Genomic DNA, 25,531 nt, shown 5'->3' with positions numbered 1-25,531 from the left:
ACGTCCCGGCCGGACGCCCGGATTCTCCCGGCCGATCCACCCCTCTCGCGGCCGGCGGCGCACGGTGCGATGCTGGGGAACCATGACAGAAGCCGCCCCCCTCCCCCTGGATCATCCCCTCGCCTCGACCGCGGAGGCCTGGTTCACCCAGCTTCGCGACCGGCTCTGCGCGGCGTTCGAATCGAACGAGGACGCCCTGGCCTCCGGCCCCCATGCCGATCTGCCCGCCGGCCGGTTCACCTATACGAGCTGGAAGCGGCCCGAAGGTGGCGGCGGCACGATGGGCGTGATGCGCGGCCGCGTGTTCGAGAAGGTCGGCGTGAATATCTCGACCGTCCACGGCGAATTCTCCCCCGAGTTCCGGAGTCATATCCCGGGGGCGGACGAGGATCCGCGCTTCATGGCCACCGGCGTCTCGCTCGTGGCCCATCCCCGCTCGCCCCGGGTGCCCACGGCCCACATGAACACGCGCTTCATCGTCACGCGGAAGGCCTGGTTCGGTGGCGGGGGCGACATCACGCCGATGAACGTGACGGCGCCGGAGAGCCTGGAGGACGCCGCCTTCTTCCACGCGGCCTTCCAGCGCGCCTGCGATGCGCACGATCCCACCTACTACCCACGCTTCAAGCAGTGGTGCGACGAGTACTTCTACCTCCCGCACCGTAAGGAAACCCGGGGCCTGGGCGGCATCTTCTACGACTGGCTGGGTGACCGCACGCCCGGGCACGGAATCGAGGCGGATTTCGCCTTTACCAAGGATGTCGGGCTTGCCTTCCTCGATGCCTACCCGGCCATCGTCGCGAAGCGGATGCACGAGGCCTGGACCCCCGAGGAGCGGCAGCACCAGCTCCTGCGGCGCGGCCGTTACGCAGAATTCAATTTGCTGCACGACCGCGGAACGGTCTTCGGCCTCAAGACGGGGGGCAATGTCGAGGCGATCCTGATGTCGCTGCCGCCGGAAGCCGCTTGGTAGCGGCCCGGCGCAAAAAGCTCAGCGCGCGGAGCCGCGCATGTAGCGCCGCTCGGGACGGTACCCGATCCAGTGCCTGAGCCGTTGCATAAGCCGAGCGAACATCACCTGATTACTCCTTGAAGGCATGTCCTTCTGGGCCTGCCTTGAGGCAGGCCTTGGCCCGCTCCGGGGCAAATTTGTGGCAACGACGAGGGCCCGTCAGGCGCCCACAGGCGTGCGCCGGCGGGGCGGGCCCGGGGGCGCGCAACGATTCCATTTGCCCTCTCGCCCTCCCGTCATAGTTGCGGCATCGTGCCTGGAATACGAAAACGTCCAGGGAAATGATCTAGAATGACCACTCGCCGCCATGTTCTGGCCGCCGGCCTCGCCGCCCCCACCCTTATCTCCACCGCCCGCGCCCAGTCCCAGTGGCCCGACCGTCCGGTTCGCGTGATCGTGCCCTGGCCCCCGGGCGGCAGCACCGACGTCCTGTGCCGCCTTCTCTGCGAGCAGCTCTCCACGCGCCTCGGCCAGTCCTTCGTCATCGAGAATCGCCCGGGCGCCGGCGGGAACATCGGCGCCGAGGCGATCGCGAAGTCGCCGGCGGACGGCTACACCATGGGTCCGCTGACGCTCGGCGTCTGGTCCATCGCCAACTACCTCTACAGCCGCCTGCCCTTCGACTGGGACAAGGACTTCCAGCCGATCTCCATGCACTGGCAGCTGCCCAATGTGGTGGTGGCCCCCAGCCAGTACGTGCCCTCCACGAATCTGAGGGAGTTCATCGAATGGGCCCGGGCGCGTCCCCAGGGCGTCAGCTTCGGCAGCCCGGGCGTGGGCACCACCGCGCAGCTCTGCGGCGCGCTCTTCTGCGACCGCCAGCGCATCGACGGCCAGCACGTGCCGTTCCGCGGCGCGGCGCAGATCATCCCGGCCATGCTCTCGGGCGACCTCACCTTCGCGATCGACAACCTCGCGAGCTATGTGCCCGTCGTGCAGGAGGGCCGCATGCGCGCCTTCGCGGTCACGGGTGCCGAACGCCACCCGGCGCTGCCCGATGTTCCGACCATGGCAGAGGCGGGCGTGCCCGACTTCGTCGTGAACTCCTGGTGCGCCATGGCCTTCCCGGCGGGCGTGCCGGCGGCGATCGTGGAGAAGGCCTCGCAGGCCATGCAGCAGATCGCCAACGATCCGGACGTGAAGGCCCGCTTCCTGCGGACCGGTGCCATCGCGCTCGGCTCGGCTCCCGACGGCGTCTGGGAGCGGGCACGGCGCGAGCGGCCGCTCTGGCAGGAGATGGTCCGCATCGCCGGCGCTCGCCTCGATTGATCCTGTTCGCGATTCGCCCGCCCCGGCGGGCGAATCGACACCGGCGGCCCGATCCGGACCACGGGCTTGAGACGCTACGCTTTTGACGGCAGGTTCCCCGGCATGAAGACGGAAGCCATGCCATGAAGACCCGTGCCGCCATCGCCTTCGAGGCCGGCAAGCCCCTCACCATCGGCGAGGTCGATATCTCCGGGCCGCGGCCCGGCGAGGTCCTCGTCGAGGTCATGGCCACGGGCCTTTGCCACACCGACGCCTATACGCTTTCGGGCCTCGACCCCGAGGGCGTGTTCCCCGCCATCCTCGGCCATGAGGGCGCGGGCATCGTGCGCGAGATCGGCGCGGGCGTGACCTCGCTCAAGCCCGGCGACCACGTGATCCCGCTCTACACGCCGGAATGCCGGCAGTGCAAAACCTGCCTCAGCCAGCGCAGCAACCTCTGCACCTCGATCCGCGCCACCCAGGGCAAGGGCGTGATGCCGGACGGCACCAGCCGCTTCAGCTGCGATGGTGCCCAGGTCATGCACTACATGGGCTGCTCGACCTTCGCGAACTTCACGGTCCTGCCCGAGATCGCGCTCGCCAAGGTCCGCGAGGACGCGCCCTTCGAGAAGATCTGCTACATCGGCTGCGGCGTGACGACGGGCATCGGCGCCGTCACCAACACCGCCAAGGTCTGGCCGGGCGCCAGCGTCGTGGTCTTCGGGCTGGGCGGCATCGGCCTCAACGTGATCCAGGGCGCCCGCATGGTCGGCGCCGACAAGATCATCGGCGTGGACATCAACCCCGCCCGGCAGGAGATGGCGCGCCGCTTCGGCATGACCCATTTCGTGAACCCCGACGAGGTCGGGCGCGACAAGGTGGTGCAGGCCATCCAGGACCTCACCGATGGCGGGGCCGATTTCAGCTTCGAATGCATCGGCAACACCAACGTCATGCGCCAGGCGCTGGAATGCACCCATCGCGGCTGGGGCACCTCCATCATCATCGGCGTGGCGGCGGCCGGGCAGGAGATCTCGACGCGGCCCTTCCAGCTGGTCACGGGCCGCAACTGGCGCGGCACGGCCTTCGGCGGCGTGCGTGGCCGCACCGAGGTGCCGAAGATCGTCGACTGGTACATGGAGGGGAAGATCCAGATCGATCCGCTCATCACCCATGTGATGCCCCTCGAGAAGATCAACGAGGGCTTCGACCTGATGCATTCGGGCGAGAGCATCCGGAGCGTGGTGGTTTTTTGATTTCCTCGGACGCCAGGCCCGCACTCCGCGTGCCTGGCGTCGCCAGGATGCCGGGCCACCGGGCCCTGAGGGTCGCCAGGGGGCGCCGACCGCCTTTTGGTCGAAGCGTCCCTCGGCCTAAGCCTTCCAAGGGTCCCCGGCTTTCGGGACGCAGCCCACTTGCCTGAACCGTTGCCATCCGGAGCCCGGGCGTCCACATCGCGGGGCATGACCACCTGGCTCAACTCGCTCTTCGTCGACCACGCCTTCCTGCGCATTCCCTGGCGCAACTGGGGCGTGGTGGAGAGCGGCCGGCTCTACCGCTCCAACCACCCCCTGCCCTGGCAGCTCGCCGAGGCGGTGCGGCGGCATGGGATCAAGAGCGTCATCAACCTGCGTGGCCACCGGCAGGATTGCGGCTCGGACTCCCTAGGCCGCGAGGAGGCCGCGCGGCTGGGCCTCGTCCATGCGGACCAGCCCTTCGAAAGCCGGGGCGCCCCGCATAAGGACCGCCTGCTGCGGCTGATCCAGCTCTACCGCTCCCTGCCGCAGCCGATCCTGATCCATTGCAAGTCCGGCGCCGACCGGACGGGCCTCGCCGCCGGCATCTGGCATCTCCTGGAAGGGCGAGACGCCGCGACGGCCGCCCGTGAGCTCACTCTGCGCCACGGCCATGTCGCCGCGGCACGGACCGGCATCCTGGACGCCTTCTTCGAGCTTTATGCGGAGGCCGAGGCCCGGGGCATCGACTTCGAGACCTGGCTCACGACCGAGTATGACGAGACGGCGTTGCGGGCCTCCTTCCGGCCGCAGCCGGTGGCGAGTTGGTTCACCGACAAGGTCCTGCGACGGGAGTAGCCCGCGCGTTATCGACAGGCCGACTGTGCCTATAATATCACATGGGGCAAGATAGACACATCATTGGCACGCGAAGCACAGCCTTGGGTTAACACTGCTATTCCCTAGTGCAATGTTGATGTTACCCTCCAGGGGTAGGTTATTATGGATGGGCGGTGTGAGCCTGCAGCCGTCACGTCCGCTGCTGTGCAGGGTTTGGGAGCCGAACTGATGTCGAAAATGAAGCCGCTTCTCGCGATGGGCGCCATGCTTGCTCTCGCGGCATGTGAAACGACGACGGGCCAGCAGGGCTTTACGGAGATGCACCCCCTGCTGGACAACACGGGTCGGGTCGTCGCTTACGCGCCGGCGTCGGCCGTCCGCAATACGCCCCCGGGCACGGCGATCCGCATGAACATCAACGGCACGGATCAGCTCGTGACGCTTGGCCCGCGTATCAGCCCGGCGACCTCGGCCGGCACGCCGGTCATCATCGGCACCGATAATGGCCGTCCCGTCGTGGCCCATATCGGCCAGGGCCAGGGTGACCTCGCCCCCGCCGGCACGCCGGTCATCACGGGCACGGACACCAATGGCCGCCCGATCATCACCTATGTGCAGCCCGGCCAGCAGGCGCCGCAGGGTGCCGTCGCCGGCCGCCGCGGCCAGCGCAACGTGGCCCCGACGGCTCCGGGCACGCTCGCCCCGGGCGTCAACCCGGTCGTCCAGCCGAACCGCTAAGCCGGACGCGCCCCGCAAGGGGCGCGACCACGCCTGAACCGCCCGCTGCCAACCGGCACGCGGGCGGTTTTTGTTTCAGCCCCTTTCCGTTTCAGGCCCGCCGCTTCTCACCCCCCGACATGCGGGTCAGTGAGCCGGCGATATTCTTCCAGCGCGAAACGATCGGTCATGCCGGCGATATAGTCGCAGACCGTCTCGGCCGCCTGGGGCGTCCCGGCGTCGCCAGCCCGGGCCCGCCATTCGTCGGGCAGCATCTGCGGCCCGCCATGCAGAAGCTGGAAGACGATCTGCAAGGCGCGCTTCGACTTCTGGGTGGCGCGGTTCACGCGGAAATGCCGGTACATGCGTTCCCGCAGGAAGGCCCGGACATCGGCATTGTCCTTCGTCATCCCCTCGCTAAAGGCCACGACCGGCTGCGACGCCATGCGGACATCCTGTGCCGAGCGCGGCGCCAGGACCGCGAGGCGCCGCTCCGACTCGACCGCGACGTCGTCGACCATCTCGGAGATGACGCGGCGCACCATCTCCGGGGCAGCGCGTCCCGCGGGCATGTCCGGATGGGCGGCCCGCGCCCGCGCCAGCGCCCGGCCCGGCAGCGAGAGCTCCGCCACCTCCTCCAGCCGGAAGAGCCCGGCGCGGATGCCGTCCTCGAGGTCGTGGTTGTTATAGGCGATGTCGTCCGCGAGCGCCGCGACCTGGGCCTCCACGCTGGCATGCGTCGAGAGCTCGAGGTCGTGGAGCGCGTTGTACTGCACCAGATAGGCGCCCGGGCGGCGCACCGGGCCGTTGTGCTTGGCCAGCCCTTCCAGGGTTTCCCAGGTGAGGTTCAGCCCGTCGAAGGCGGCGTAGCGGCGCTCCAGCAGCGTCACCTGCTTGAGGCTCTGGGCATTGTGGTCGAAGCGGCCCTTGGGGCGCATGGCGGTGTCGAGCGCCTCCTCGCCGGCATGGCCGAAGGGCGGGTGGCCCACGTCATGCGCCAGGGCCAGGGCCTCGGCCAGGTCCTCGTCCAGCATCATCCGGCGCGCCAGGCTGCGGGCGATCTGGGCCACCTCGATGCTGTGGGTCAGCCGGGTGCGGAAATGGTCGCCCTCATGGAAGACGAAGACCTGCGTCTTGTACTGCAGGCGGCGGAAGGCCCGGGAATGGATGATCCGGTCCCGGTCGCGCTGCCAGGGGCTGCGCGTGGGATCCTCCGGCTCGGGATACAGACGGCCCCGGGTGGTGCTCACGGCCCAGGGGGCCAGGGGGCGGGACTGCGGGCGCTCGGGAGTCGATGGCATGCCTCACGGGGTATCAGGCGCGGGCGCCGGTGGAAATCCTGAAAGGGCGGCCCTACATTGCGAGGTAAGGAGACCCCCATGCCCGACGGCACCCAGCAGACTCGCGCCTTCCACGTCACGCCCCGCGCAGCCGAGGAGATCGCCGCCATAGCCGACCGCCAGGGCCGGCCGGAGGCAGGCCTCCGGGTCAGCGTCTCGGCGGGCGGATGCTCGGGCCTGCAATATGGCTTCGACCTGGCGGACAGCGCCGCCGAGGACGACCTCGTGGTCACGGTCGAGGGCACGAACGTATTCGTGGACGCCGTCTCGCTCGATTTCCTCGCCGGTTCGGAGCTCGACTGGCACGAGGCGCTGATCGGCTCGCATTTCGTCGTCCGCAACCCGCAGGCGACGAGCGGCTGCGGCTGCGGCGTCAGCTTCGCGGTCTGACCCCGAGGGCGCGCTTGCCCTCGGCCTGACCGGACGCCACAAGGGGCCATGCGCCTCGCCACCTTCAACGTGAATTCCATCCGCCGCCGGATGCCGCATCTGCGCCGCTTCCTCGAGCGGCACGAACCGGACCTCGTCTTCCTGCAGGAGACGAAATGCAAGGACGAGGAATTCCCGGCACTCGAGGTCGAGGGATACAGCTACAAGGCCATCGGCCAGCATGGCGGGCGCAACGGCGTGGCCGTTGTCTCGCGCGGGCCCTTCGAGTTGCTCGCCGAGGCGCTTCCCGGCGAGGACGAGGACACGCATGCTCGCTTCGTCGCCGTCCGGAAGGAGGGCATGGTCGCTGCCGGCATCTACCTGCCCAACGGCAATAGCGGCGGCGCCGAGGGCATGGCCTATAAATGGCGCTGGATGGACCGGCTGCGCGGCTGGGCCAGCGAGCATCTGGACGCCTTCGAGCCGTTGGCGATCCTCGGCGACTACAATGTCTGTCCCACCGATCACGATCTCGCGCCCGGCGCGCTGCCGCCGACCGACGCGCTGGTCCACCCGGAATCGCGCGCGCGCTGGCGGGCCCTCACCCATCTCGGCCTGACGGACGCGCTGCACGCGCTGCATCCCAAGGACGCACCTTTCACCTATTGGGACTACGGCGCTGCCTTCGAGCAGAATCGCGGCCTGCGCATCGACCATGCGCTGCTTTCGGCGGAGCTCGCGGAACGGCTCGTGACCTCTGGCGTGGACCTGGCGGCGCGATCGGAGGAGAGCCCTTCCGACCACGCGCCCGTCTGGATCGAGCTGGCCGACTGAGTGCCGGCGGGGGAACTTTAGGGCCCCTCGCCTCCCAGCTCGACATCCTGCCAGGCCAGGCGCGCCTGGCTGACCAGGGCGGCGGAATAGTAATCGGGCGCGCTGGCGACCGAAGGGAGGAGGGCGATATCCCCCCGGCCCGCGAGCGCCGCCGCCACCAGCCGCGCGATCGCGCGCGTGCCAGGCGGGGCCGGATAGGGGGCCACGACGTTGGTCATCAGATCCGTCCAGGCCGGGATCTCGCGATGGCGACGGCTGAACCAGAAATCGGCCGAGGCGGCGAGCGTGGCCTCCTGCCTGTGGCCACCCCAGCAGAGATGCAGCGGGATGCGGATGGCATCGTAGGAGAACCGCTTCGGCCAACCGTCGGCCATGAGCGGCCGGCCGCCAGCGCGCGGCAGTTCCAGCCAGTCCGGCGGCAGCTGCCACATGCCGAACCGGCTGTCCCGCAGGAGCTCCAGCCCATCCAGTTCGAGCTGCGCCCAGGCAGGGTCCGGCATATGACGCGCGAGGTCCTGCAGGGCGCGGAAGGAGTAGTAGGAGGGGTTCACCACCACCCGCCGCTGGCTCTTGAAGCCATAGACCCCAGGCAGCAGGATTCGCCGCGGCCCGACCTGCTCCACGCAGAGCCGCAGCACGTCGCGCGCCACCGCGCGGCCCATGTCGCGATAGGTCGAGCTGTTCCAGCGCTCCGCCGCCGTCAGCAGGGCCCAGGCGATGAAGAGATCGCCATCGGTCGCGTTGTTGAGGTCGGTGACATGCGGCGTGGTGTCCGGCTGCCAGCGCCAGGCGAAGAGGGCGTCCCGCGACCGGCGAAGATTCGAGAGCGTCCAGGTGAGGATCCGCTCGAAGCTGTTCCGGTCATTCGCCCGGGCAGCGGCGTAGAGGCCGTAGCCCTGGCCTTCCGAATGGGAGACATTGCGGTTGCCGGTGTCCACCACGCGTCCCTCGGGCAGTACGAAGCGGCGCTCGAAGGCGGCCCAATCCTGCTCGATGGCCGCATTCAGGGAAGCCGCCGAAAGCCCGGCCACAGCCCCCAGGCCGCCGCCCACCACGCTCCGGCGCCGCAGATGACGCATCAGGCGAGCCCGTATATCGGCGCATGGGAGCCAGAAGCGGCCCCTGCCGTGAAATCGCCGCGGCTTTCCCCTAGTCTCAGAGGATGAGCATGAGAACGCTTTCCAGAACGCTTCGGCTGGCGGAATTCACCGTCATGGGTGCGCTGGGCCTTCTGCCCGCCCTGGCTACCGCCCAGACGGCCACGAGCCCGGCGGTCACGGGCAGTTCCGCGGTGTCGGGCCTGCCCTCGCTGCGTCTCTTCGAGATCGCGCGGCGCCTGGAACTCGATGGCCCGGAACCTGATGCGATGGCGGTGCTGATCTCTGCCGGCGGCCTTCACGTTGAAGCCGCGCAGCCGCTGCCCAATGGGATGAGCCGCGTGGTCATCGCCGTGCCCGAGGATGATGATTGCCTGCCCCGCGCGGCTTCCATGGTCTGCAGCGCGATTCGCGTGGTCTTCACCAGCGACCCGATGCGCGGCGGGCGGGTGAGCCGTATCGAAGCCTTCGAGCGGCTGCCCGGCCGGAGCAGCGTGACGGAGATCTTCCGCACGGTAGCGCTGGGCCTGGGCCCGCCCCTGCAGACGGAGAGCTGGGCGGAACAGATCCGCGGCATGCCGCGCAATGTCTGGCGCCGTCGCTGGCGCCCCGACACGCGCGAGGGCGTCTTCCTGGAGGTCATGGCGACCTCGGAGAGCGAGGCCGACGAGGTTCCGGGCCTGGCCGACCCCTCCGGCCCCGCCATGGGCGTCGGTTTCGTCCTGGTCGACAAGGACATCGAGGAATCGACACTGATGGCGAGCGGCCGCTTCGCCTGCCATGGTGGTGAGCTGGGCTGCCGCTGAACGCGGTGCGGGACGCCTCGCGTCCCGATCAGCCCCGCCGAAAGATCGAATCATCAGAAGAAGTACCGCGTGTGGTGCCGGCGCTCTCCGCACCACTCACGCAGAGCTGCCGACGTGACGCGCAACTTCCATAAAATCAGGCATGTGTCGAGGAAACGGAACGAGATCAGCCTGTTAGCACAGCGACGGGATTGAGCCGCTCCGCCGCTGACCTAGATGGTCCGGGCGCAAAGCCCCGCCAAGCGAGGCGTATCGTCGGATCGCGTTATCACGACAAGGCTGGGATCGGCCTCATCACGGTGCACAAAGCGCTTCAGCGCTGACAAAGCTGTGCGCCCAGCAAGCCCCCCGCGCTTCCTCGAGCACCTGCGCGCTTCGCGCGGATCAACCGATGAGGAAGCGCGCCAAGGCCCAGGCGAGAATGAAGCCCGCAGCGGCCGCCAGAGGGAGTTGTATCACCAGGGATAGCGGCCGCCGTGCCGCCATGCGGGTGAGCCGCGGCCTCGGCTGGATGTGCAGGTCATCATAGGAGAATGTCGTGCTCATAGGAGAGATCAAAACACGAACATCTGCCGTCCACAAGCGGTTTTTCATGTTTTGTTCTCTTCTCCGGGAGAGCCCGGAACGCTTCCCCGCAGCCCTGTGAGCCGCCCCCTCGACGGGCCAAGGCGCCGAGCAGGATGCCTGCCCGCGCACCCAGCCCGCTCGCCTCAGGCCTGCGGATCGGTCCTTGGCGCGGCGCCCCCTTCCTCGCCAGGCAGCGCGAAGCCGGCGATCGCCTGCCAGACGCGCAGCACGAAGGCGTCGTCGCGGCCGCCCTGCCCGATCGCCCGCTGCGCCACGAAGAGCTGCAGCGCCTGCGCCGCCAGCGGCACCGGCAGGGACGCCTCGCGGGCCATCGTCTCGACCAGGCCAAGGTCCTTCACGAAGATGTCCCCAGCCGAGAGCGGCGTGTCGTCGCCGGCCAGCACATGCGCCATGCGGTTCTTGAACATCCAGGAAGCGCCCGCCGCCCCGTTCACCACGTCATAGACCGTGTGCGGATCCAGCCCGGCGCGCAGGGCCAGCGCCATGGCCTCCGCCGCCGCGGCGATGTGCACGCCGGCCAGGAGCTGGTGCACGACCTTCATCGCCGCCCCCTGCCCCGGTTCCGCGCCGAGGCTCCACACCTTTCCCGCCACCGCATCGAGCAGAGGCCTGGCCGCGGCAAAGGCGGCGTCGGAACCGCTGGCCATCACCGTCATCCGCCCCTCGCGCGCCGCCACGGCGCCGCCCGAGACCGGGGCATCGAGGTAGAGCAGCCCGCGCTCCGCCGCTTCCGCCGCCAGCAGCCGCGCCTCCGCCGGCGCCATGGTCGCCGAGCACACCACGACGCCGCCCGGCGCGAGGCGCTGCGCAGCACCGCTTTCGCCGAACAGCGCCGCCCGCGCCTGCGCCGCATTCACCGTCAGCACCAGCACCGCCGCCTGACCCTCCTCGAGGTCGGCGCCGCGGGCCACGGCCCGGTTGCCGAAGGCTCCCCGCGCCGCCTCGCTCGGGTCCACGCCCGTCACGTCGAGGCCCGCCCGCAGCGCGCTGGCCGCAGCCCCGCCGCCCATGCTGCCGAGCCCAATCACCGCGCATTTCATCGCCGAATCCTTCCCACCCCTTGCTCCATCCGCCGTCAAGGACATACCTTTTGAGGCATGCAAATGCCTCGCCTCGTCCTGGGCGGCCTGCTGGCCAGCTTGGCGCCCACCGTGACCCTTGCCCAGAGTACCCAGGCCCAGACCACCCAGGCCCAGACGCCCCCGGCCCAGGTCTACGTCGCGCGCGCGGGCAATGTTGCCAGCATCGTGGTCTCCGGCCGCATCGCGCCCGAGACGGAAAGCGCCTTCAGGTCGGCCGTCTCGGCCAATCGCGGGGCCCGCGTGGTGCTGAGCAGCGATGGCGGCTCCCTGGTGCCGGCCCTGAGCATCGGCCGTCTCATCCGGGAGAACCGGCTCCAGACCTATGTGCCGGACCGCGCCCGCTGCTTCTCCGCCTGTTCGCTGATCTGGCTCGCCGGCACCGAGCGGCATATCGGGCAGCGCGCCGCCATCGGCTTCCACGCCGCCTATGTGGCGCAGCAGGGCGGCCCGGGCATGGTCAGCAGCGCGGGCAATGCGGTGATCGGCGCCTATCTCAGCCGCCTCGGCTATAATGACGGCGCTATTCGCCTCTTCACCTCCGCCCCGCCCAACCAGATGGTCGTGGTGAAGCCGAACCAGTTCGAGCAGAACGGCGTTTCGGTCCGCCAAACCGCCATGGCCCTGCCCTCCTCCCCGGGCACAGCACCCGCCAGCACGGCGGCCGTCGGCGCGCCGGGGGGCTTCGGCGGTATCTGGGTCGGTCAGATCCAGTGCGGCAAGGGCTTCCCCAGCGTCAACGCCCGCATGTCCGTGCGCGACGAGGGCAATCGCTTCCTGGTGAAATTCGACGTCACCCCTTCGCCCGGCGCGCCCGCGAACCCGCGCAGCCGTTACCGCCTGCGCGGGGAGCGGCAGCAGAACGGCTCCATCCGCCTCGCCTCGGACGGCGCCACTGCCACGCCGCAGCGCGGCCAGCCGGTGTCGATGACGGGCACCGTCTCCGGCGACACCTTCGCCGCCCGGGTTTCCGGGCCGGAGGAATGCGCGCCGCTCACCATGCGGCGCCGATAGCCAATCCACCCCCTACGGGTCCGCCAAAAGGGAGGGTGTGCGGCGCACACCGGCCTGCTCTATCCTGCCGCCATGCGTCTCGCCGTCGCGCTCCTCCTGCTCGTCCTGCCGAAGGTGGCCGGCGCCGTGCCGCCCTCGCCGCCGCCGGAGGCGCCCCGCGTCTCGATCGAGCGCTTCGCGGGCCGCAACATCATCGTCATCTCCGGGCCCATCATGGAGGAGACCGAGGCCGCCTTTCCCCTGGCGCTGGCCCAGGCGGGCGCAAGGCCGCTGGTCTTTCTCGACAGCCCCGGCGGCATCATCCAGTCGGGCGTTGCCATCGGCCGGCTGATCCGCGCGCGAGGGCTCCAGACCGTCGTACCGAACCGGTCCATCTGCTTTTCCGCCTGCGGCCTCATCTGGCTCGCCGGCGAGGAGCGCTGGCTTGGCGAGGGAGCGCGGGTCGGATTCCACGCCGCATCCACAGCGCCGCCGCGCGGGCGCGGCGCCGGGCGCGTCAGCAGTTCAGGCAATGCGCTGGTCGGCGCCTATCTCGGCCAGCTTGGCCTGAACGACTTCCAGATCGGCGTCCTCACCGAGGCTTCGCCCGGCCGCATGCTGGAGCTGAACAGCCTGCGCCCCGGCCAGCTCGCCGAGCTCGGCATCGCCTATCGACGGGGCATGCCAAGCGCGCCTCCCCGCCCCGGCAGGATCTCGCCGAAGTGAGATGATTCTTGCCGGCGCGGCGCAGAACATATAGTAAACATCGATCATGCCACGCTCGCTGCGGGAACGGCTCGCGATCCTTTCGGACGCGGCAAAGTACGACGCCTCCTGTGCCTCCAGCGGCACCGAGCGGCGCGATTCCTCGAAATCCGGCGGCCTGGGCTCGACCGAGGGATCGGGCATCTGCCACGCCTATGCGCCGGACGGCCGCTGCATCTCGCTGCTGAAGGTCCTGCTGACCAACTTCTGCATCTACGACTGCGCCTATTGCATCAACCGCTCCTCCAGCAATGTGGAGCGCGCGCGCTTCACGCCGGAGGAGGTCGTCTGGCTGACGCTGGAATTCTACCGGCGCAACTACATCGAGGGGCTGTTCCTTTCCTCCGGGATCATCCGCTCCTCCGACCACACGATGGAGGAGATGGTGCGGGTGGTGCGCGAGCTCCGCACGACGCACGGCTTCCGCGGCTACATCCACCTCAAATCCATCCCCGAGGCCTCGCCCGCCCTCATTGAGGAGGCCGGCCTTTACGCCGACCGCCTCTCGATCAATGTCGAGATGCCGACCGATGCGGGGCTCGCGAGCCTCGCGCCGGAGAAGCGCCCCCAGGGCATCCGCCGCGCCATGGCGGCGCTGCGCACGAAGATCGAGGAAGCGAGCGAGCCGACGATGCGCACGAGGAAGCGCCAGCGCTTCGCGCCGGCCGGCCAGTCCACGCAGATGATCGTGGGCGCCGACGAGGCGAACGACGCGACCATCCTCGCCACCAGCGGACGGCTCTACGGGAGCTACGGCCTCAGGCGCGTCTACTATTCGGGCTTCAGCCCCATCCCCGACGCCTCCTCGCGCCTGCCGCCGCAGAAGCCGCCCTTGATGCGCGAGCACCGGCTGTACCAGGCCGATTGGCTCTTCCGCTTCTACGGCTTCGGGATCGAGGAGATCACGGCGGCACGCCCGGACGGCATGCTGGACCTCGACCTCGATCCCAAGCTGGCCTGGGCGCTGGCCCATCGCGAGGACTTCCCGGTCGACGTGAACCGGGCGGCGCGCGAGATGCTGCTGCGCGTGCCCGGCTTCGGCACCAAGGCGGTGGCGGCCATCCTCGCGACCCGGCGGCATCGGCGCATCCGACTGGAGGATCTGGGCCGGCTGCGCGTCTCCCTGGCCAAGGTGCGGCCCTTCATCGTGACGGCGGATTGGACGCCGCTCACGCTCATCGACCGCGACGATCTCGGCGCCCTTCTGCGTCCACCCCCTGAGCAGCTGACCCTGCTGTGAGGCACACGGTCCGGCTCGGCGGCGCTGCCGATTTCGCCGGATGGCGGGACGCGGCGCGAGACCTGCTGCTGGGCGGCATCCCGCCGCAGGAGGTGGATTGGCGGGCCGGCGATGCCGGAGCCTCGCTGCTGGAGGAGAACACGGCGCCTCCCCCGCCCGTCATGCCGCCGCCCCGCGTCCCGCCCGCCTTCCTCGAACTGGCGGAAGCCGTGATCTGCCATTCCGATCCGGCGCGCTTCGGGCTGCTCTATCGCCTCATCGCGCGGCTGCAGGCCGAGCGGCATCTCCTCTCGGACGCAATGGATGCCGACGTCGTGGCGGCGCGGCGACTTGAGAAAGCCGTTCGGCGCGACGCGCATAAGATGACGGCCTTCGTCCGCTTCCGCGAGGCGCCGCAGGCGGAAGGCGCGCGCCGGCGCTTCATCGCCTGGTTCGAGCCGGAGCATCACATCGTCGCGCATACCGCGCCCTTCTTCGCGCGGCGCTTCGGCGACATGGACTGGATGATCCTGACGCCGCGGGGCTCGGCCTCACTGACCGACGGCACCCTCAGCGTCAGCGAGGAGCCGGCGCGCAAGCCGGACCTCGCCGACCCGACCGACGAGCTGTGGCTTACCTACTACGCGAACATCTTCAATCCGGCCCGGCTGAAGGTGAAGGCGATGCTGTCGGAGATGCCGAAGAAGTACTGGGCCAACCTGCCGGAGGCCGCGCTGATCCCCGACCTCATCGCTCAGACCCCGGCGCGGGTGGCGGCGATGGCGGAGCAGGAAATGCGGCGGCCGCCGCTCTTCCACGAGCGTCTCCAGGCCCGGGCCACGGCCGAGCCGACCTCCACCGCCGAAGGCCTCGCCGGCCTCCGGGAGGAAGCGCGCAGCTGCACGCGCTGCCCGCTGCATTGCCACGCGACCCAGACCGTCTTCGGCGAAGGGCCGGACCGGGCGGAGCTCATGATCGTGGGCGAGCAGCCGGGCGATCACGAGGATCTCCAGGGCCGCCCCTTCGTCGGCCCCGCCGGTCAGGTCTTCGACGAGGCGATGCGCCACGCCGGGATCGATCGTGGAACGGCCTATGTCACCAATGCGGTGAAGCACTTCAAATACGAGCTGCGCGGCAAGCGCCGCCTCCACCAGTCGCCGAACAGCGCGGAGGTGGAGCAGTGCCGCTGGTGGCTCGGACAGGAGATGGCGCTGGTACGGCCGCGGCTGGTCGTCGCGATGGGCCGCACTGCCGTCCTGGCGCTCACGGGGCGCGCGCAGAAGCTGGCCGATCTGCGCGGGCGCGTGCAGGCCCTGCCCGCCGGCCCGGCCATGCTCGCGACCGTCCACCCCTCCTACCTGCTGCGCCTGCCCGATGCCCGGGCGCGCGAGCAGGAGACGATCCGTTTCCGCGAGGATCTGGCGGCCGCGCGGAACTGGCTCAGCGCACCGACCAGCTCTCCCGCTCGTTGAGCAGCGCGGGATCGAAGCCGGCGAGCTTCTTGTAGTTGGCCGAGGTCTCCTCGAGCTCCTGGCGGCTGATCACCGCATCCAGGTCGGCGAAGCCGCCCGGCGCGCGGCGATGCACCTCCTCGAGGATGAGATCCGGGCCGAGCGCACGATTGGCCAGGGTCAGCTTCGCCGTGGGCGGGCGCCGCGCCTCCTCGTAGGCCAGCAACCCATCCGGGAGCCCCTCCCGCGCCAGGTGCAGCGCCAGCTGCCGGGCATCCAGGATCGCCTGGGACGCGCCGTTGGAGCCGATCGGGTACATGGGATGCGCCGCGTCGCCCAGCAGCGTGACGCGACCGTCGGTCCAGCGGTCCAGCGGGTCGCGGTCCACCATCGGGTATTCCAGCACGCGCTCGGCGCCGCGGATCAGGCCCGGCACGTCGAGCCAGCCCCAATTCCAGGATTCGTAATGCGGCAGGAAGCGACCGCGATCCGCCTCGCGGTTCCAGTCCTCGCGCTGGAAGCCCTGCGAGGGATCGACGCGCCGCTCCGCGATCCAGTTGGTCAGCACCCGCCCGTCGGGCAGGTGGCGGATCGGGTAGCAGACGAACTTCTGGTCGTGATGCCCGGCCTGGACCATGGTCGCGCCCGTCAGGAAGGGCGCGGCCACCGTCGTCCCGCGCCAGAGGATGGCCCCCTGCCAGGACGGCGCGCCCTCGCCCGGGGCGAAATGCGCGCGCACGGCGGAATGAATGCCGTCCGCCCCGATCAGCGCCGCGCCTTCCGCACTGGCGCCGCCCTCGAAATGCGCCGTGACCCGGTCGGCATCCTGCTTGAAATGCGTGACGCGATGACCGGCGAGGACGGGGATGCCGCGCGCGCGGCACACCTCGGCCAGCAGCATCTGCAGGGCGCCGCGATGCACGCTGTATTGCGGCCAGCGATAGCCCGCCGCGCGGCCGCGATCCTCGCGCCAGATTTCCTGCCCATGGGCGCTGACGTAGCGCAGCTCCCGCGTCGCGACGCCGATGCCGGCCAGCGCCTCGTCGAGGCCGAGCTCGGTCAGCTCGCGCACGGCATGGGGCAGCAGGTTGATGCCGACGCCCAGCGGCCGCAGCTCGGCCACCGCCTCGAAGACATGGGGCTCGAAGCCCGCGGCCTGGAGGGCGAGCGCCGTCGTCAGCCCGCCGATCCCGCCGCCGGCGATGAGGATCCTAGGCATGGATGGCCTCATGCAACCATTCCGCCCAGGTGAGCGCCGCGAGGTCCTGCCCGCGCGGCGCCACGATCTGCGCGCCGAGCGGCAGGCCCTTGGGACCCGTGCCGGCCGGCACCGTCACGGCCGGCGTGTGCAGCAGCGTCCAGAGGGTGTTGAAGTGCGGCTCGCCCGTGGCGGCGATGCCCGCCGGCGCCTCGCCGGGGGCGGAGGGCGTCAGCACGGCGTCGTAGCCCGCGACCGCCGCGGCGAAGGCCGCCTGCGCGGCGGCGAAGGCGGCACGGCCCTCGGCCAGCTTCGCGTGGGGCTCGCCCTGCGCCCAGCTCATGCGCTCGTTCAGGATGGGGCTGAGCCCGTCCCGCGCATGGTCCAGCTCCCAGCCCAGCGCCTCGGCGCTTTCCATGTTCATGACGTGCGGATGCAGCGCCAGCGCTTCCTTGAAGGGCTCGCCGAGCTCGACGGGCGTGACCGTCGCCCCCTTGGCACGGGCGGCCTCCACCACGCGGTCCATCAGCGCCAGCGTCTCGGGCGCGGCCAGATGCGCGGTCGGGCCGAGGATCAGCGCGAGGCGCGGCGGCTTGCCGGGCCGGGCGGGGCCGTGGTCCAGCCCCGTCAACGCCGTCATGCCCAGCGCCACGTCGGCCACGCTGCGCCCCATGAGGCCGATGGTGTCCAGGCTCTCGCTCATCACCTTCATGCCGATGCGCTGGAGCGTGCCCCAGCTCGGCTTGAAGCCCACGACGCCGCAGAAGGCCGCGGGCCGGATGATCGAGCCGGCCGTCTGCGTGGCAAAGGCCAGGTGCAGCATCCCCGCGCCCACGCCCGCGGCCGAGCCGGAGGAGGAGCCGCCGGGCGTGTGGCCGGGATTGTGCGGATTGGTGGTCGGGCCCGGGCGGCGCGTCGCGAATTCCGTCGTGACGGTCTTGGCCAGCACCGCGCCGGCGCGCCGCGCGAGGGCGACGCAGGACGCATCGCTCTTCGGGCGATGGCCGGCCCAGATGGGCGAGCCGTATTCCGAGGGCTGGTCCCAGGTATCGAGCACGTCCTTCACGCCGAGGAAGAGCCCGGCCAGCCGCGGCTTCCGCCCCGCCTTGATGGCCGCGTCCACGCTGGCCGCCTGCTGGCGCATCAGCGTGGGATCGAGATGCGTGAAGGCGCGCACGACCGGCTCGCGCGCGGCGATGCGGTCCAGCATGGCCTCGGCGAGGGCCGTGGCGCTGAGCTTGCCGGCGGCGACGCGCGCGGCGGCTTCGGAGGCGGAGAGCGTCGTGGGATCGGTCATGGCCGCGGAGGCTAGGACCAAATCTCCGGCGCGGGAACCGGCCGGAGGCCCGTCAGCCCAGCCATTCCGCGACGATCCGCCCCACCTCGCGATGCACGCCGTCGCGCTTCGCGGCCGGGACGTTCGAAACGTCGTAGAAGGACGATACGAGGACCGGCGCGCGGCCCGGCGGCCGCACCAGCGCCACCACATTGGCCCAGCTGCCGCCGGTGCCCGTCTTGTCCGCCACGCGCCATCCCTCCGGCATTCCCGCGCGCAGACGGGCACGGCCGGTCGGGCTCGCGGCCATCCAGCCTTCCAGCCGCTCACGCGAGGGCGCGGCCAGCACCGGCCCCAGCAGGATCGCGCCCAGCGTCTCCGCCATCCGGCGTGGCGTCGTGGTGTCGAGCTCGCCGGAGGGATGGTTCAGCCCCGGCTCGTTGCGATCCAGCCGCGTGAGGGGATCGCCGATGCCTCGCAGCCAGCGCGTCAGCCCGGCCGGATCACCGACCGAGGGCAGCAGCAGGTTCGCGGCCGTGTTGTCGCTGAGCCCGACCATCCCCTCGGCCAGCACCTCGACCGAGGCCCCACCCGCGGCGGCATGCGCCCGCGCGACGGGAGCGTATTCCAGCAGATCCTCCGGGCGGATGGGCACGCGGCGGTTCAGCGCCTCCTGCCCCGCATCGACGCGCGCCAGAACAGCGGCGGCCAGCAGGGCCTTGAAGGTGCTGCACATCAGCACGCGATCCGTGGAGCGGTGCGCCAGGTTGCGGCCCGAGCCGGTGTCCAGCGCGAAGACATGCAGCCGCCCGCCGTCGCGGCGCTCCAGCGCGGCCAGGGGATTTCCGGCCGCCAGTGCCGGCGTCGCGGCCAGACCGGCCAGCCCGGCCGTCAATAGCCGGCGCGTCGTCGAATGGTTCATCGGGTGCTTCCCCTTTGCCGCGGTCGTCGCAGGCCGCCCGGGCGCGGGCGCTCCGCGCGGTTCATATACTCTCTCCCCGGCGCCGCGCGAGGTTGCGGCATGGACCTGCGGCGCCTAGGGTCGTTGCGTGATCGTGAACCACACCCGGCCCACGCCGCCCTGAGGGGCGCCGACCGCAAGACCCCGCCCGCGCGTCCCCAGGCGACGTGGGCCCGACCTGTCTCGCCCGATCGGCTCCTTCCCGAAATTTCACACATGTCCCTCTCCCGCCTTCGCGCCGAGTGGTCGCCGCATATCACGCGCGACCTCCTGGCCGGCACCGTCGTCGCGCTCGCCCTGATCCCGGAAGCCATCGCCTTCTCCATCATCGCCGGCGTCGATCCGAAGTTCGGCCTCTACGCCTCCTTCTGCATCGCGGTGATCACGGCCATCGCCGGCGGCCGCCCGGCCATGATCTCGGCCGCGACGGCGGCGATGGCGGTGGTCCTCGTCTCGCTCGTGCGCGATCACGGCATCGGCTTCATGCTGGCCGCGACGGTGCTGACGGGCGTGATCCAGTTCGCCGCTGGCCTCTTGCGGCTGGGCGACTTCATGCGCTTCGTCTCGCGCTCGGTGATCACGGGCTTCGTGAACGCGCTCGCCATCCTGATCTTCATGGCGCAGCTGCCTGAGCTCATCGGCCGCGGCTGGGGCACCTACGCCATGGTCGCGGGCAGCCTCGCCATCATCTACCTCCTGCCGCGGCTGACGAAGGCGGTCCCCTCGCCGCTCGTCGCCATCGTGGCGATGACGGCGCTGTGCCTGGGCTTCGGCCTCGATCTGCGGACGGTCGGCGACATGGGCGCGCTGCCCTCGGAATTCCCCGCCTTCGCCCTGCCCGACGTGCCGCTCACCCTCGAGACGCTGCGCATCATCCTGCCCTATTCGCTCACCCTCGCCATGGTCGGCCTGCTGGAGAGCCTGATGACGGCGGCCATCGTCGACGAGATGACCGATACGGGCTCCGACAAGAACCGCGAATGCCGCGGCCAGGGCATCGCGAACTTCGTCACCGGCTTCTTCGGCGGCATGGCCGGCTGCGCCATGATCGGCCAGTCGGTGATCAACGTTTCCTCCGGCGGGCGGGGCCGGCTGTCCTGCCTTTGGGCGGGGGCGCTGCTGCTCTTCCTCTGCGTGGTGCTGGGCCCCTGGGTCGCGCGGATCCCGATGGGCGCGCTGGTCGCCGTGATGGTCATGGTCTCGATCAACACCTTCCGCTGGGCCTCCTTGAAGAGCCTCGTGACGCATCCGACCAGTTCCAGCATCGTCATGGTCGCGACCGTCGCCACCGTCGTCTGGACGCATGACCTCGCGCAGGGCGTGCTGGTCGGCGTGGTCTTGAGCGGCCTGTTCTTCGCGCAGAAGGTGTCGCGCTTCTTCTCCGTGAGCTCGGAGCTGCGGGAGGGCGCGCGGCGCTATCGCGTCACCGGCCAGATCTTCTTCGCGACGGCCGAGGCCTTCATCGCCGGCTTCGACTTCCGCGAGGAACCGTCGCGCGTCGTGATCGATGTGCATGCCGCGCATTTCTGGGACCTGACGGCGGTGAATGCGCTGGACCGCGTGGTGCTGAAGTTCCGCCACCATGGCGTGCCGGTCGAGATCATCGGGCTGAACGAGGCGAGCCGCAGCCTGGTCGACCGGCTGGGCCTGCACGACAAGCCGGGCGCCATTCCCGGACCGGGACATTGAGGCCCTGTCCAGCCGCGGGTCGAAGCACGACATTCAGGGGGTGAGCATCACCACCATCGAACTTCCGACCGGCGCCCTGCGCCATGAGATCGACGTCGCGGCCGAAAGCCTGCCGGCCGTGGCGCCGGCGGCGCTGGAGATCGCCTGGGAGGTCGCGCGCTCGGCCGCCGCGGCCGGGCTGTGGGGCCCCGCGCGGCTGCTGGCCTTCGCCGACGGCGTCGAGATCGCGCTGAACGACCCCGATGCGGCGAGCTGGGCGGAAGCCATGTCGCGTCATTCCGGAGTCGATTCGCTGCCGGGGCTGGCGCTCTGCCTCCGGCTCCTCGCGCTGGTGGAGCTTCTGGGCCGTGCTTCCTGGACGCGGGGGATGTTCACGATCGGCCCGGATGGGGCGGAATTCCAGCCGGCGCTGCTCGCCGCGGCAGCCTGTGCACCTCTCGATGCGACGGGACGCTTCGACGAAGCGGCGATGCGTGCCATGTTGGCGCGCAGTCTTCCCAGGGCCGTCCCGCCCGCCTGACGAAAGCCGAACCATGTCGCGCGCCGCAGCCCTTCTCCTACCCCTTCTCCTCCTGTCCGCCTGTAACAACACGCCGCTCATCCGCCAGGCGGATCCCGGCGACTCCATCCGCACCAATCCGCAGGTCGCGCAGGCCTGCCGGGAGGAAACGGCGCGGCGCATCCAGCGCCAGGATCGCGGCCAGCTGATGCGCGAGGACGAACGCGACAGCCGCCTCGGCTCGGAAACCGTCTCGGCCAGCCAGGCCATGCAGACCGACCGCCTGGGCCGCCGCTTCCAGTTCGACCGCGAGGTGCAGGAATGCATCCGCGCCAATACCCAGGCCAGCATGCCGCAGCCTGCCCCCCGCAGCGCCCCGCCCCCCGCCGGAACCCGGCCGAGGTCCTGACCTGGGACCTTTCGGCGCGATCACTCGCGCCCTTTCCCATCGCGACGCCAGGATCTTCTTCACCGCGAGCCTGACAGCCTGGAGCGGGCTGTGGATGCACCGCATCGCGGTGATGTGGCTCGCCTGGGAGCTCAGCGGCTCCGCCTTCTGGGTCGGCATGGTCGCCTTCGCGGACCTGGCGCCGGCCGTCATCTTCAGCCCCATCGCCGGTGCCGTCGCCGACCGCATGGACCGCGTGAAGCTGACCATGATCGCCCAGCTGGCGGTCGCGGCCGCCGCCCTGTGCACCGCCACCCTGACGGCGACGGGCCATATCAGCGTGATGGCGCTGATCGCCTTCGAACTGATGGGCGGCATCGCCCAGAGCTTCGCCCAGCCCGCGCGGCAGGCCGTCATGCCCGGCCTGGTTCCCCGGGCGGACCTGCCGGCCGCCGTCGCCTGCAACTCGCTCTGCTTCAACGTGGCCCGCTTCCTCGGGCCCGCCGTCGCGGGGCCGATGGTCGCGGTCTGGGGCGTGGTGCCCGCCATCCTCTGCAACGTCGTGGCCTATACGGTCGCGACGCTGACGCTGCCGATGCTCCGGATCAATCCCATCCACCGGCGCGGCCATCCGCCGGAGGGTTCGCTGCTCTCCGAGATGCTGGAGGGCATCCGGTATGCCGCGGCCCATCCCGGGATCGGCCCCATCCTGACCTTCGCCGGCATCACCGCCATCCTATTGCGTGGCGTCCAGGAAGTGCTGCCGCCCTTCGTCGAGCGGCTGTTCCACCAGGGCCCCGGCGGCCTTGCCCTGCTGACGGGCGCGATCGGGGTGGGCGCGCTGATGAGCGGCATCATGGTCGCCTCGCGCGGGCGGCTGACGGGCACGACGCGCATCGCCGTCATGGCGGCGGCCGCGCAGGCGGTGGTGCTCGTGGCCTTCGTGGCGACGAGCTACTTCCCCTTCGCGGTGCTCTGCGGCGCGCTTTACGGCGCCTGTTCGAGCGCGCATGGCATCTCGACGCAGACGCTCGTGCAATCGGCCGCGCTGACCCGCATGCGCGGCAGGACGCTGGCACTCTGGGGCCTGATCACCCGGGCTTGCCCTGCCCTCGGCGCGCTCGTCCTGGGCCTGTCGGGCGAGGCCTTCGGCATGCGGCTGCCCACGCTCGCCGTCGCCTTCCTCGCCATGGGGGTTTCCGTCTGGGGCCTGATGCATATGCGCGCCTGGGCCAAACATCTTGAACATCCATCTGAAGCCGGAGGTACGTGATGCTCGACGCCGCGATTATCGGAATGGGCCGCTGGGGCCGCACGCTGGTCGACAGCGTGCAGGGAAAGAACGGCAGCGGCATCCGCTTCGTCGCCGGCTGCACCGGAACGCCGGACAAGGCCCGCGGCTACGCGGCAGAGAAGGGCATCACCCTGCATGACGGGCTGGAGCCCATCCTGGCCGATCGCTCCATCGGCGCGATCGTGCTGGCCACGCCGCACGCGCAGCATGCCGAGCAGGTGATCGCCGCCGCCGCGGCCGGCAAGCACGTCTTCGTCGAGAAGCCCTTCACGCTCACCCAGGCCAGTGCCCAGGCCGCGGTCGACGCCTGCCGGAAGGCGGGCGTGGTGATGGCGCTCGGCCACAACCGCCGCTTCCTGCCGGCGGTGGCCGAGATGAAGTCCATCCTCGCCTCCGGCAAGCTCGGCACGCTGCTGCATGTCGAGGGCCAGTTCAGCGGCCCCGGCGGCTTCACCTTCCAGCCGGGCGGCTGGCGTGCGGATCGTGCGGAAAGCCCGCTCGGCGGCATGGGCGGCATGGGCATCCACATGATCGACCTGATCATCAGCCTGGCCGGCCGCTTCCAGGATGTGCGGGTGCTGAGCAAGGCCCGCGTGCTGGACACGATCGACGACACGACGGCGATGCTCGCCACGCTAGAGAGCGGCGCCACCTGCACCTTCGCGACGCTCGGCGCCGCGACGCGCTACTGGCGCTGCGCGCTCTTCGGCTCGGACGGGCTGGTGGAGCTGCGCGGCCACGAGCAGCTCTTCTTCCGCGCCCGCGAGGGCGGGGAGGAATGGACGCGCGACTATCCCGTCACCGATATCGAGCGGGCCGAGCTGGAGGCCTTCGCGGCGGCCGTGGCCGGCGGGCCGGAATACCCCCTGCCCCTCGACGAGGCGATCCATGGCGTGGCCGTTTTCGAGACGATGATCGGGGCCGCCGCCTCGGGCAGCGCCTATGCGGTCCCGGCCTGAGCCGCTACACCACTGACCATCCTAAAGCAGGAGAAGAAGGAAGCGATGAGCAAGATCAACCGTACCGGCAGCAACCAGATCCTCAGCAGCGCGGTCGAGTACCACAACTTCGTCTTCTGTGCCGGCATCACCGCCGATGACCTGAGCCAGGACATCACCGGCCAGACCAAGCAGGTCGTCGCCAAGATCAACGCCCTGCTCGAGGCGAACGGCACCGACACGACGCGCCTCCTCCAGGCCCAGATCTGGCTGAAGGACATCCGCGACCGCGAGGCGATGAACAAGGTGTGGGTGGAGTGGCTGGGCGATGCCGGCCGTCCGGCGCGCGCCTGCGTGCAGGCCAACATGGCCGATCCGCGCCACCTGGTCGAGATTATGGTCACCGCCTGCAAGTAATCGGTATTCACAGAACAGTAATCTGCGAATATGACGAATGAGGGGCGCCGGGCATCACTGCCCGGCGCCCTTTTTCGTTGCGGCTTGCCTCGCCACCCCGCCCGTCGTTCCGGAATGTTGCTGGCGGCATCCGAGAATCACCTGGGAATCCCCTGTGGCAGATTTGCCGCAACACTGTGGCCCAGTATCGATCCGGGGTCGAAACTGGGATTTTCGTCCTGATTTTTCGTTTAGGTCAGGGTCTATATCAACGAATCACGGCAGGTTTCGCCATGTATCGCTTTCCGTGGTTGCGACCTGCGCCGGGGGCCTGGATACCCGGTTGCACGCCCCGCCGATTTTCTTTTTTGGGCACCGCACCAGGAGACGACTGCATGCGACTTCGGATCACCGTGATCGCCATGGGCCTCCTGCTTGTTGCTGCTCCTTTCGTTCCGCAAGCCGAAGCCGCCCGTGGTGACACCCGCTCCGAAGCGCGCAGCTCCGCCAATCAGTCCCCGCGCGGCGCCGCCCGCAACACCCGTCAGTCCCGTGCCCGCGCTGGCGGCGGTGGCGGGATCTCCTGCGTTCCCTACGCCCGCTCGATCACCGGCATGCAGATCTCCGGCAACGGCGGTGACTGGTGGGCTAATTCGGCCGGCCAGTATGCCCGCGGCCAGCGCCCGCAGGTCGGCTCGGTGCTTTCCTTCCGCAGCTCGGGCGGCATGCGCATGGGCCACGTGGCGGTCGTCTCCCGCATCGTCCAGCCCCGCATGATCGAGATCGACCACGCCAACTGGGGCGGCCCCGGCATCCGCCGCGGCACCGTGATGCGCAATGTCCGCGTGATGGACGTCTCGGACGACAATTCCTGGACCCGCGTGCGCGTGCAGGTGGGCTGGACCTCGGAGAATTTCGGCCGCGAGTATCCGACCGACGGCTTCATCCATAACCGCCCGGCCAGCAGCTATATGGCTGGCGTGGACGACATGGTCCGCCCCGTCACCTATTCGACCCGCACCACCATCAGCCACGGCGCCCGCGGCACGTCCCGCCAGGCCCAGGCCGCCCGCCCGGCGCGCACCCAGACCGCCAACCGCACCGCCGCCCGTCGCACCCAGGGCACCGCCGTCTCTGCCCGCACCGGCCAGCCGGTCCGCGTGGCCCAGGCGCCCCGCTCGCCTCGTTAACGATCAACCGCATCCACGGTTTCAAAACGCGATCGTCGGGCGACGATCGCGTTTTTGATTCGTGCTGAAGACGGGAACAGGGGCTGCCCAGATCGGATGGCCAAGGCAG

General features: G+C 70.1%; 26 protein-coding genes. 19 read left to right on the top strand and 7 right to left on the bottom strand.

The annotated features are described in order from the left end of the window. The first annotated feature begins 82 nt into the window (after positions 1-82). From hemF to KHU32_RS10330, 5 genes are all read left to right on the top strand, one after another. Entirely contained in the window at positions 83-973 is an 891-nt protein-coding gene (gene hemF / locus KHU32_RS10350) for an oxygen-dependent coproporphyrinogen oxidase (RefSeq protein ID WP_213670028.1), read from the top strand. Positions 974-1,303: 330 nt separating this feature from the next. Then, positions 1,304-2,281, top strand: a complete 978-nt coding sequence (locus KHU32_RS10345) for a Bug family tripartite tricarboxylate transporter substrate binding protein (protein ID WP_213670027.1) — start codon at positions 1,304-1,306, stop codon at positions 2,279-2,281. A 122-nt stretch (positions 2,282-2,403) separates the two neighbouring features. Beyond that, positions 2,404-3,516, top strand: a complete 1,113-nt coding sequence (locus tag KHU32_RS10340) for an S-(hydroxymethyl)glutathione dehydrogenase/class III alcohol dehydrogenase (RefSeq protein WP_213670026.1) — start codon at positions 2,404-2,406, stop codon at positions 3,514-3,516. A 207-nt stretch (positions 3,517-3,723) separates the two neighbouring features. Next, positions 3,724-4,353 (top strand): tyrosine-protein phosphatase, encoded by a 630-nt coding sequence (locus KHU32_RS10335; RefSeq protein ID WP_213670025.1) that lies wholly within the window; start codon positions 3,724-3,726, stop codon positions 4,351-4,353. 219 nt (positions 4,354-4,572) lie between these two features. Beyond that, positions 4,573-5,073: a hypothetical protein gene (locus KHU32_RS10330; protein WP_213670024.1), complete on the top strand. Its 501-nt coding sequence runs from the start codon at positions 4,573-4,575 to the stop codon at positions 5,071-5,073. Positions 5,074-5,180: 107 nt separating this feature from the next. Here KHU32_RS10330 and KHU32_RS10325 read toward each other — a convergent pair whose 3' ends face one another. Beyond that, the gene (locus KHU32_RS10325) at positions 5,181-6,353 is read right to left on the bottom strand and encodes a deoxyguanosinetriphosphate triphosphohydrolase (RefSeq protein WP_213670023.1); all 1,173 of its coding nucleotides are present in this window, start codon (positions 6,351-6,353) and stop codon (positions 5,181-5,183) included. Between the two features lie 78 nt (positions 6,354-6,431). Here KHU32_RS10325 and KHU32_RS10320 point away from each other — a divergent pair, with 78 nt between their 5' ends. Further along, entirely contained in the window at positions 6,432-6,782 is a 351-nt protein-coding gene (locus KHU32_RS10320) for a HesB/IscA family protein (RefSeq protein WP_213670022.1), read from the top strand. Positions 6,783-6,830: 48 nt separating this feature from the next. After that, on the top strand, positions 6,831-7,595 hold the full coding sequence (locus tag KHU32_RS10315) for an exodeoxyribonuclease III (RefSeq protein WP_213670021.1): 765 nt from the start codon (positions 6,831-6,833) through the stop codon (positions 7,593-7,595). Between the two features lie 17 nt (positions 7,596-7,612). On the opposite strand, the gene KHU32_RS10310 is transcribed toward KHU32_RS10315, so the two are convergent. After that, positions 7,613-8,674 carry a glycosyl hydrolase family 8 gene (locus KHU32_RS10310; RefSeq protein WP_213670020.1) on the bottom strand — a complete coding sequence of 354 codons (1,062 nt, stop codon included), beginning with the start codon at positions 8,672-8,674 and terminating at the stop codon, positions 7,613-7,615. An 89-nt stretch (positions 8,675-8,763) separates the two neighbouring features. Between KHU32_RS10310 and KHU32_RS10305 the strand changes: the two genes are divergently transcribed. Continuing rightward, positions 8,764-9,498 (top strand): hypothetical protein, encoded by a 735-nt coding sequence (locus KHU32_RS10305; protein WP_213670019.1) that lies wholly within the window; start codon positions 8,764-8,766, stop codon positions 9,496-9,498. 384 nt (positions 9,499-9,882) lie between these two features. Here the strand turns inward: KHU32_RS10305 and KHU32_RS10300 are convergent, their stop codons facing one another. Both KHU32_RS10300 and ltnD read right to left on the bottom strand, forming a co-directional pair. Then, on the bottom strand, positions 9,883-10,092 hold the full coding sequence (locus tag KHU32_RS10300) for a hypothetical protein (protein WP_213670018.1): 210 nt from the start codon (positions 10,090-10,092) through the stop codon (positions 9,883-9,885). 116 nt (positions 10,093-10,208) lie between these two features. Continuing rightward, entirely contained in the window at positions 10,209-11,114 is a 906-nt protein-coding gene (gene ltnD, locus KHU32_RS10295) for an L-threonate dehydrogenase (RefSeq protein ID WP_456315941.1), read from the bottom strand. A 75-nt stretch (positions 11,115-11,189) separates the two neighbouring features. Here ltnD and KHU32_RS10290 point away from each other — a divergent pair, with 75 nt between their 5' ends. From KHU32_RS10290 to KHU32_RS23455, 4 genes are all read left to right on the top strand, one after another. Then, a complete protein-coding gene (locus KHU32_RS10290; RefSeq protein WP_213670016.1) occupies positions 11,190-12,179 on the top strand; it encodes a COG3904 family protein in 990 nt (329 codons plus the stop codon). A 72-nt stretch (positions 12,180-12,251) separates the two neighbouring features. Further along, entirely contained in the window at positions 12,252-12,884 is a 633-nt protein-coding gene (locus KHU32_RS10285) for a hypothetical protein (protein ID WP_213670015.1), read from the top strand. 46 nt (positions 12,885-12,930) lie between these two features. Further along, a complete protein-coding gene (locus tag KHU32_RS10280) occupies positions 12,931-14,163 on the top strand; it encodes a putative DNA modification/repair radical SAM protein (protein ID WP_213670014.1) in 1,233 nt (410 codons plus the stop codon). Continuing rightward, complete coding sequence (locus KHU32_RS23455; protein ID WP_213670013.1) at positions 14,160-15,614, top strand: UdgX family uracil-DNA binding protein; 1,455 nt, start codon at positions 14,160-14,162, stop codon at positions 15,612-15,614. The genes KHU32_RS10280 and KHU32_RS23455 overlap by 4 nt, the downstream gene beginning before the upstream one ends. Here KHU32_RS23455 and KHU32_RS10270 read toward each other — a convergent pair. The 3 genes from KHU32_RS10270 to bla are packed head-to-tail and all read right to left on the bottom strand — an operon-like array spanning position 15,583 to position 18,989. Then, positions 15,583-16,812: a flavin-dependent oxidoreductase gene (locus KHU32_RS10270; protein ID WP_213670012.1), complete on the bottom strand. Its 1,230-nt coding sequence runs from the start codon at positions 16,810-16,812 to the stop codon at positions 15,583-15,585. The two genes, KHU32_RS23455 and KHU32_RS10270, sit on opposite strands and share 32 nt — an antisense overlap. Beyond that, a complete protein-coding gene (locus KHU32_RS10265; RefSeq protein ID WP_213670011.1) occupies positions 16,805-18,088 on the bottom strand; it encodes an amidase in 1,284 nt (427 codons plus the stop codon). Before KHU32_RS10265 ends, KHU32_RS10270 begins: the two co-directional genes overlap by 8 nt. A 52-nt stretch (positions 18,089-18,140) precedes the next feature. Then, complete coding sequence (gene bla, locus KHU32_RS10260) at positions 18,141-18,989, bottom strand: class A beta-lactamase (protein WP_213670010.1); 849 nt, start codon at positions 18,987-18,989, stop codon at positions 18,141-18,143. A gap of 255 nt (positions 18,990-19,244) precedes the next feature. Between bla and KHU32_RS10255 the strand changes: the two genes are divergently transcribed. The 7 genes from KHU32_RS10255 (at position 19,245) to KHU32_RS10225 (ending at position 25,422) form a co-directional block, all read left to right on the top strand. Continuing rightward, positions 19,245-20,717 carry a SulP family inorganic anion transporter gene (locus tag KHU32_RS10255; RefSeq protein ID WP_213670009.1) on the top strand — a complete coding sequence of 491 codons (1,473 nt, stop codon included), beginning with the start codon at positions 19,245-19,247 and terminating at the stop codon, positions 20,715-20,717. Positions 20,718-20,757: 40 nt separating this feature from the next. After that, the gene (locus KHU32_RS10250) at positions 20,758-21,237 is read left to right on the top strand and encodes a hypothetical protein (protein WP_347265537.1); all 480 of its coding nucleotides are present in this window, start codon (positions 20,758-20,760) and stop codon (positions 21,235-21,237) included. A 13-nt stretch (positions 21,238-21,250) separates the two neighbouring features. Beyond that, positions 21,251-21,625 (top strand): hypothetical protein, encoded by a 375-nt coding sequence (locus KHU32_RS10245; RefSeq protein WP_213670008.1) that lies wholly within the window; start codon positions 21,251-21,253, stop codon positions 21,623-21,625. Continuing rightward, entirely contained in the window at positions 21,576-22,877 is a 1,302-nt protein-coding gene (locus KHU32_RS10240; protein ID WP_213670865.1) for an MFS transporter, read from the top strand. Before KHU32_RS10245 ends, KHU32_RS10240 begins: the two co-directional genes overlap by 50 nt. Continuing rightward, a complete protein-coding gene (locus KHU32_RS10235) occupies positions 22,877-23,857 on the top strand; it encodes a Gfo/Idh/MocA family protein (protein WP_249680936.1) in 981 nt (326 codons plus the stop codon). Before KHU32_RS10240 ends, KHU32_RS10235 begins: the two co-directional genes overlap by 1 nt. Positions 23,858-23,902: 45 nt before the next feature. After that, positions 23,903-24,253, top strand: coding sequence for a RidA family protein (locus KHU32_RS10230; protein ID WP_213670006.1), 351 nt, complete (start codon positions 23,903-23,905; stop codon positions 24,251-24,253). 374 nt (positions 24,254-24,627) lie between these two features. Continuing rightward, complete coding sequence (locus KHU32_RS10225) at positions 24,628-25,422, top strand: CHAP domain-containing protein (protein ID WP_213670005.1); 795 nt, start codon at positions 24,628-24,630, stop codon at positions 25,420-25,422. Positions 25,423-25,531: the final 109 nt, after the last annotated feature.

The sequence above is a fragment of the Roseococcus pinisoli genome (assembly GCF_018413645.1).
GTDB lineage: Bacteria > Pseudomonadota > Alphaproteobacteria > Acetobacterales > Acetobacteraceae > Roseococcus > Roseococcus pinisoli.
The sequence above is the reverse complement of the archived record's forward strand: the minus strand, read 5'-3'. Positions and strand labels throughout refer to the sequence as shown.

Bases quoted from the DNA above. Each gene is read 5' to 3' on its own strand.
- KHU32_RS10225 (WP_213670005.1), top strand. From the start codon at position 24,628: ATGCGACTTCGGATCACCGTGATCGCCATGGGCCTCCTGCTTGTTGCT.
- KHU32_RS10315 (WP_213670021.1), top strand. From the start codon at position 6,831: ATGCGCCTCGCCACCTTCAACGTGAATTCCATCCGCCGCCGGATGCCG.
- KHU32_RS10280 (WP_213670014.1), top strand. From the start codon at position 12,931: ATGCCACGCTCGCTGCGGGAACGGCTCGCGATCCTTTCGGACGCGGCA.
- KHU32_RS10330 (WP_213670024.1), top strand. From the start codon at position 4,573: ATGAAGCCGCTTCTCGCGATGGGCGCCATGCTTGCTCTCGCGGCATGT.
- KHU32_RS10345 (WP_213670027.1), top strand. From the start codon at position 1,304: ATGACCACTCGCCGCCATGTTCTGGCCGCCGGCCTCGCCGCCCCCACC.
- KHU32_RS10255 (WP_213670009.1), top strand. From the start codon at position 19,245: ATGTCCCTCTCCCGCCTTCGCGCCGAGTGGTCGCCGCATATCACGCGC.
- KHU32_RS10300 (WP_213670018.1), bottom strand. From the start codon at position 10,092: ATGAAAAACCGCTTGTGGACGGCAGATGTTCGTGTTTTGATCTCTCCT.
- KHU32_RS10285 (WP_213670015.1), top strand. From the start codon at position 12,252: ATGCGTCTCGCCGTCGCGCTCCTCCTGCTCGTCCTGCCGAAGGTGGCC.
- KHU32_RS10235 (WP_249680936.1), top strand. From the start codon at position 22,877: ATGCTCGACGCCGCGATTATCGGAATGGGCCGCTGGGGCCGCACGCTG.
- KHU32_RS10325 (WP_213670023.1), bottom strand. From the start codon at position 6,353: ATGCCATCGACTCCCGAGCGCCCGCAGTCCCGCCCCCTGGCCCCCTGG.
- KHU32_RS10305 (WP_213670019.1), top strand. From the start codon at position 8,764: ATGAGAACGCTTTCCAGAACGCTTCGGCTGGCGGAATTCACCGTCATG.
- KHU32_RS10245 (WP_213670008.1), top strand. From the start codon at position 21,251: ATGTCGCGCGCCGCAGCCCTTCTCCTACCCCTTCTCCTCCTGTCCGCC.
- KHU32_RS10230 (WP_213670006.1), top strand. From the start codon at position 23,903: ATGAGCAAGATCAACCGTACCGGCAGCAACCAGATCCTCAGCAGCGCG.
- KHU32_RS10310 (WP_213670020.1), bottom strand. From the start codon at position 8,674: ATGCGTCATCTGCGGCGCCGGAGCGTGGTGGGCGGCGGCCTGGGGGCT.
- KHU32_RS10335 (WP_213670025.1), top strand. From the start codon at position 3,724: ATGACCACCTGGCTCAACTCGCTCTTCGTCGACCACGCCTTCCTGCGC.
- hemF (WP_213670028.1), top strand. From the start codon at position 83: ATGACAGAAGCCGCCCCCCTCCCCCTGGATCATCCCCTCGCCTCGACC.
- KHU32_RS10340 (WP_213670026.1), top strand. From the start codon at position 2,404: ATGAAGACCCGTGCCGCCATCGCCTTCGAGGCCGGCAAGCCCCTCACC.
- bla (WP_213670010.1), bottom strand. From the start codon at position 18,989: ATGAACCATTCGACGACGCGCCGGCTATTGACGGCCGGGCTGGCCGGT.
- KHU32_RS10265 (WP_213670011.1), bottom strand. From the start codon at position 18,088: ATGACCGATCCCACGACGCTCTCCGCCTCCGAAGCCGCCGCGCGCGTC.
- KHU32_RS10320 (WP_213670022.1), top strand. From the start codon at position 6,432: ATGCCCGACGGCACCCAGCAGACTCGCGCCTTCCACGTCACGCCCCGC.
- KHU32_RS10290 (WP_213670016.1), top strand. From the start codon at position 11,190: ATGCCTCGCCTCGTCCTGGGCGGCCTGCTGGCCAGCTTGGCGCCCACC.
- KHU32_RS10270 (WP_213670012.1), bottom strand. From the start codon at position 16,812: ATGCCTAGGATCCTCATCGCCGGCGGCGGGATCGGCGGGCTGACGACG.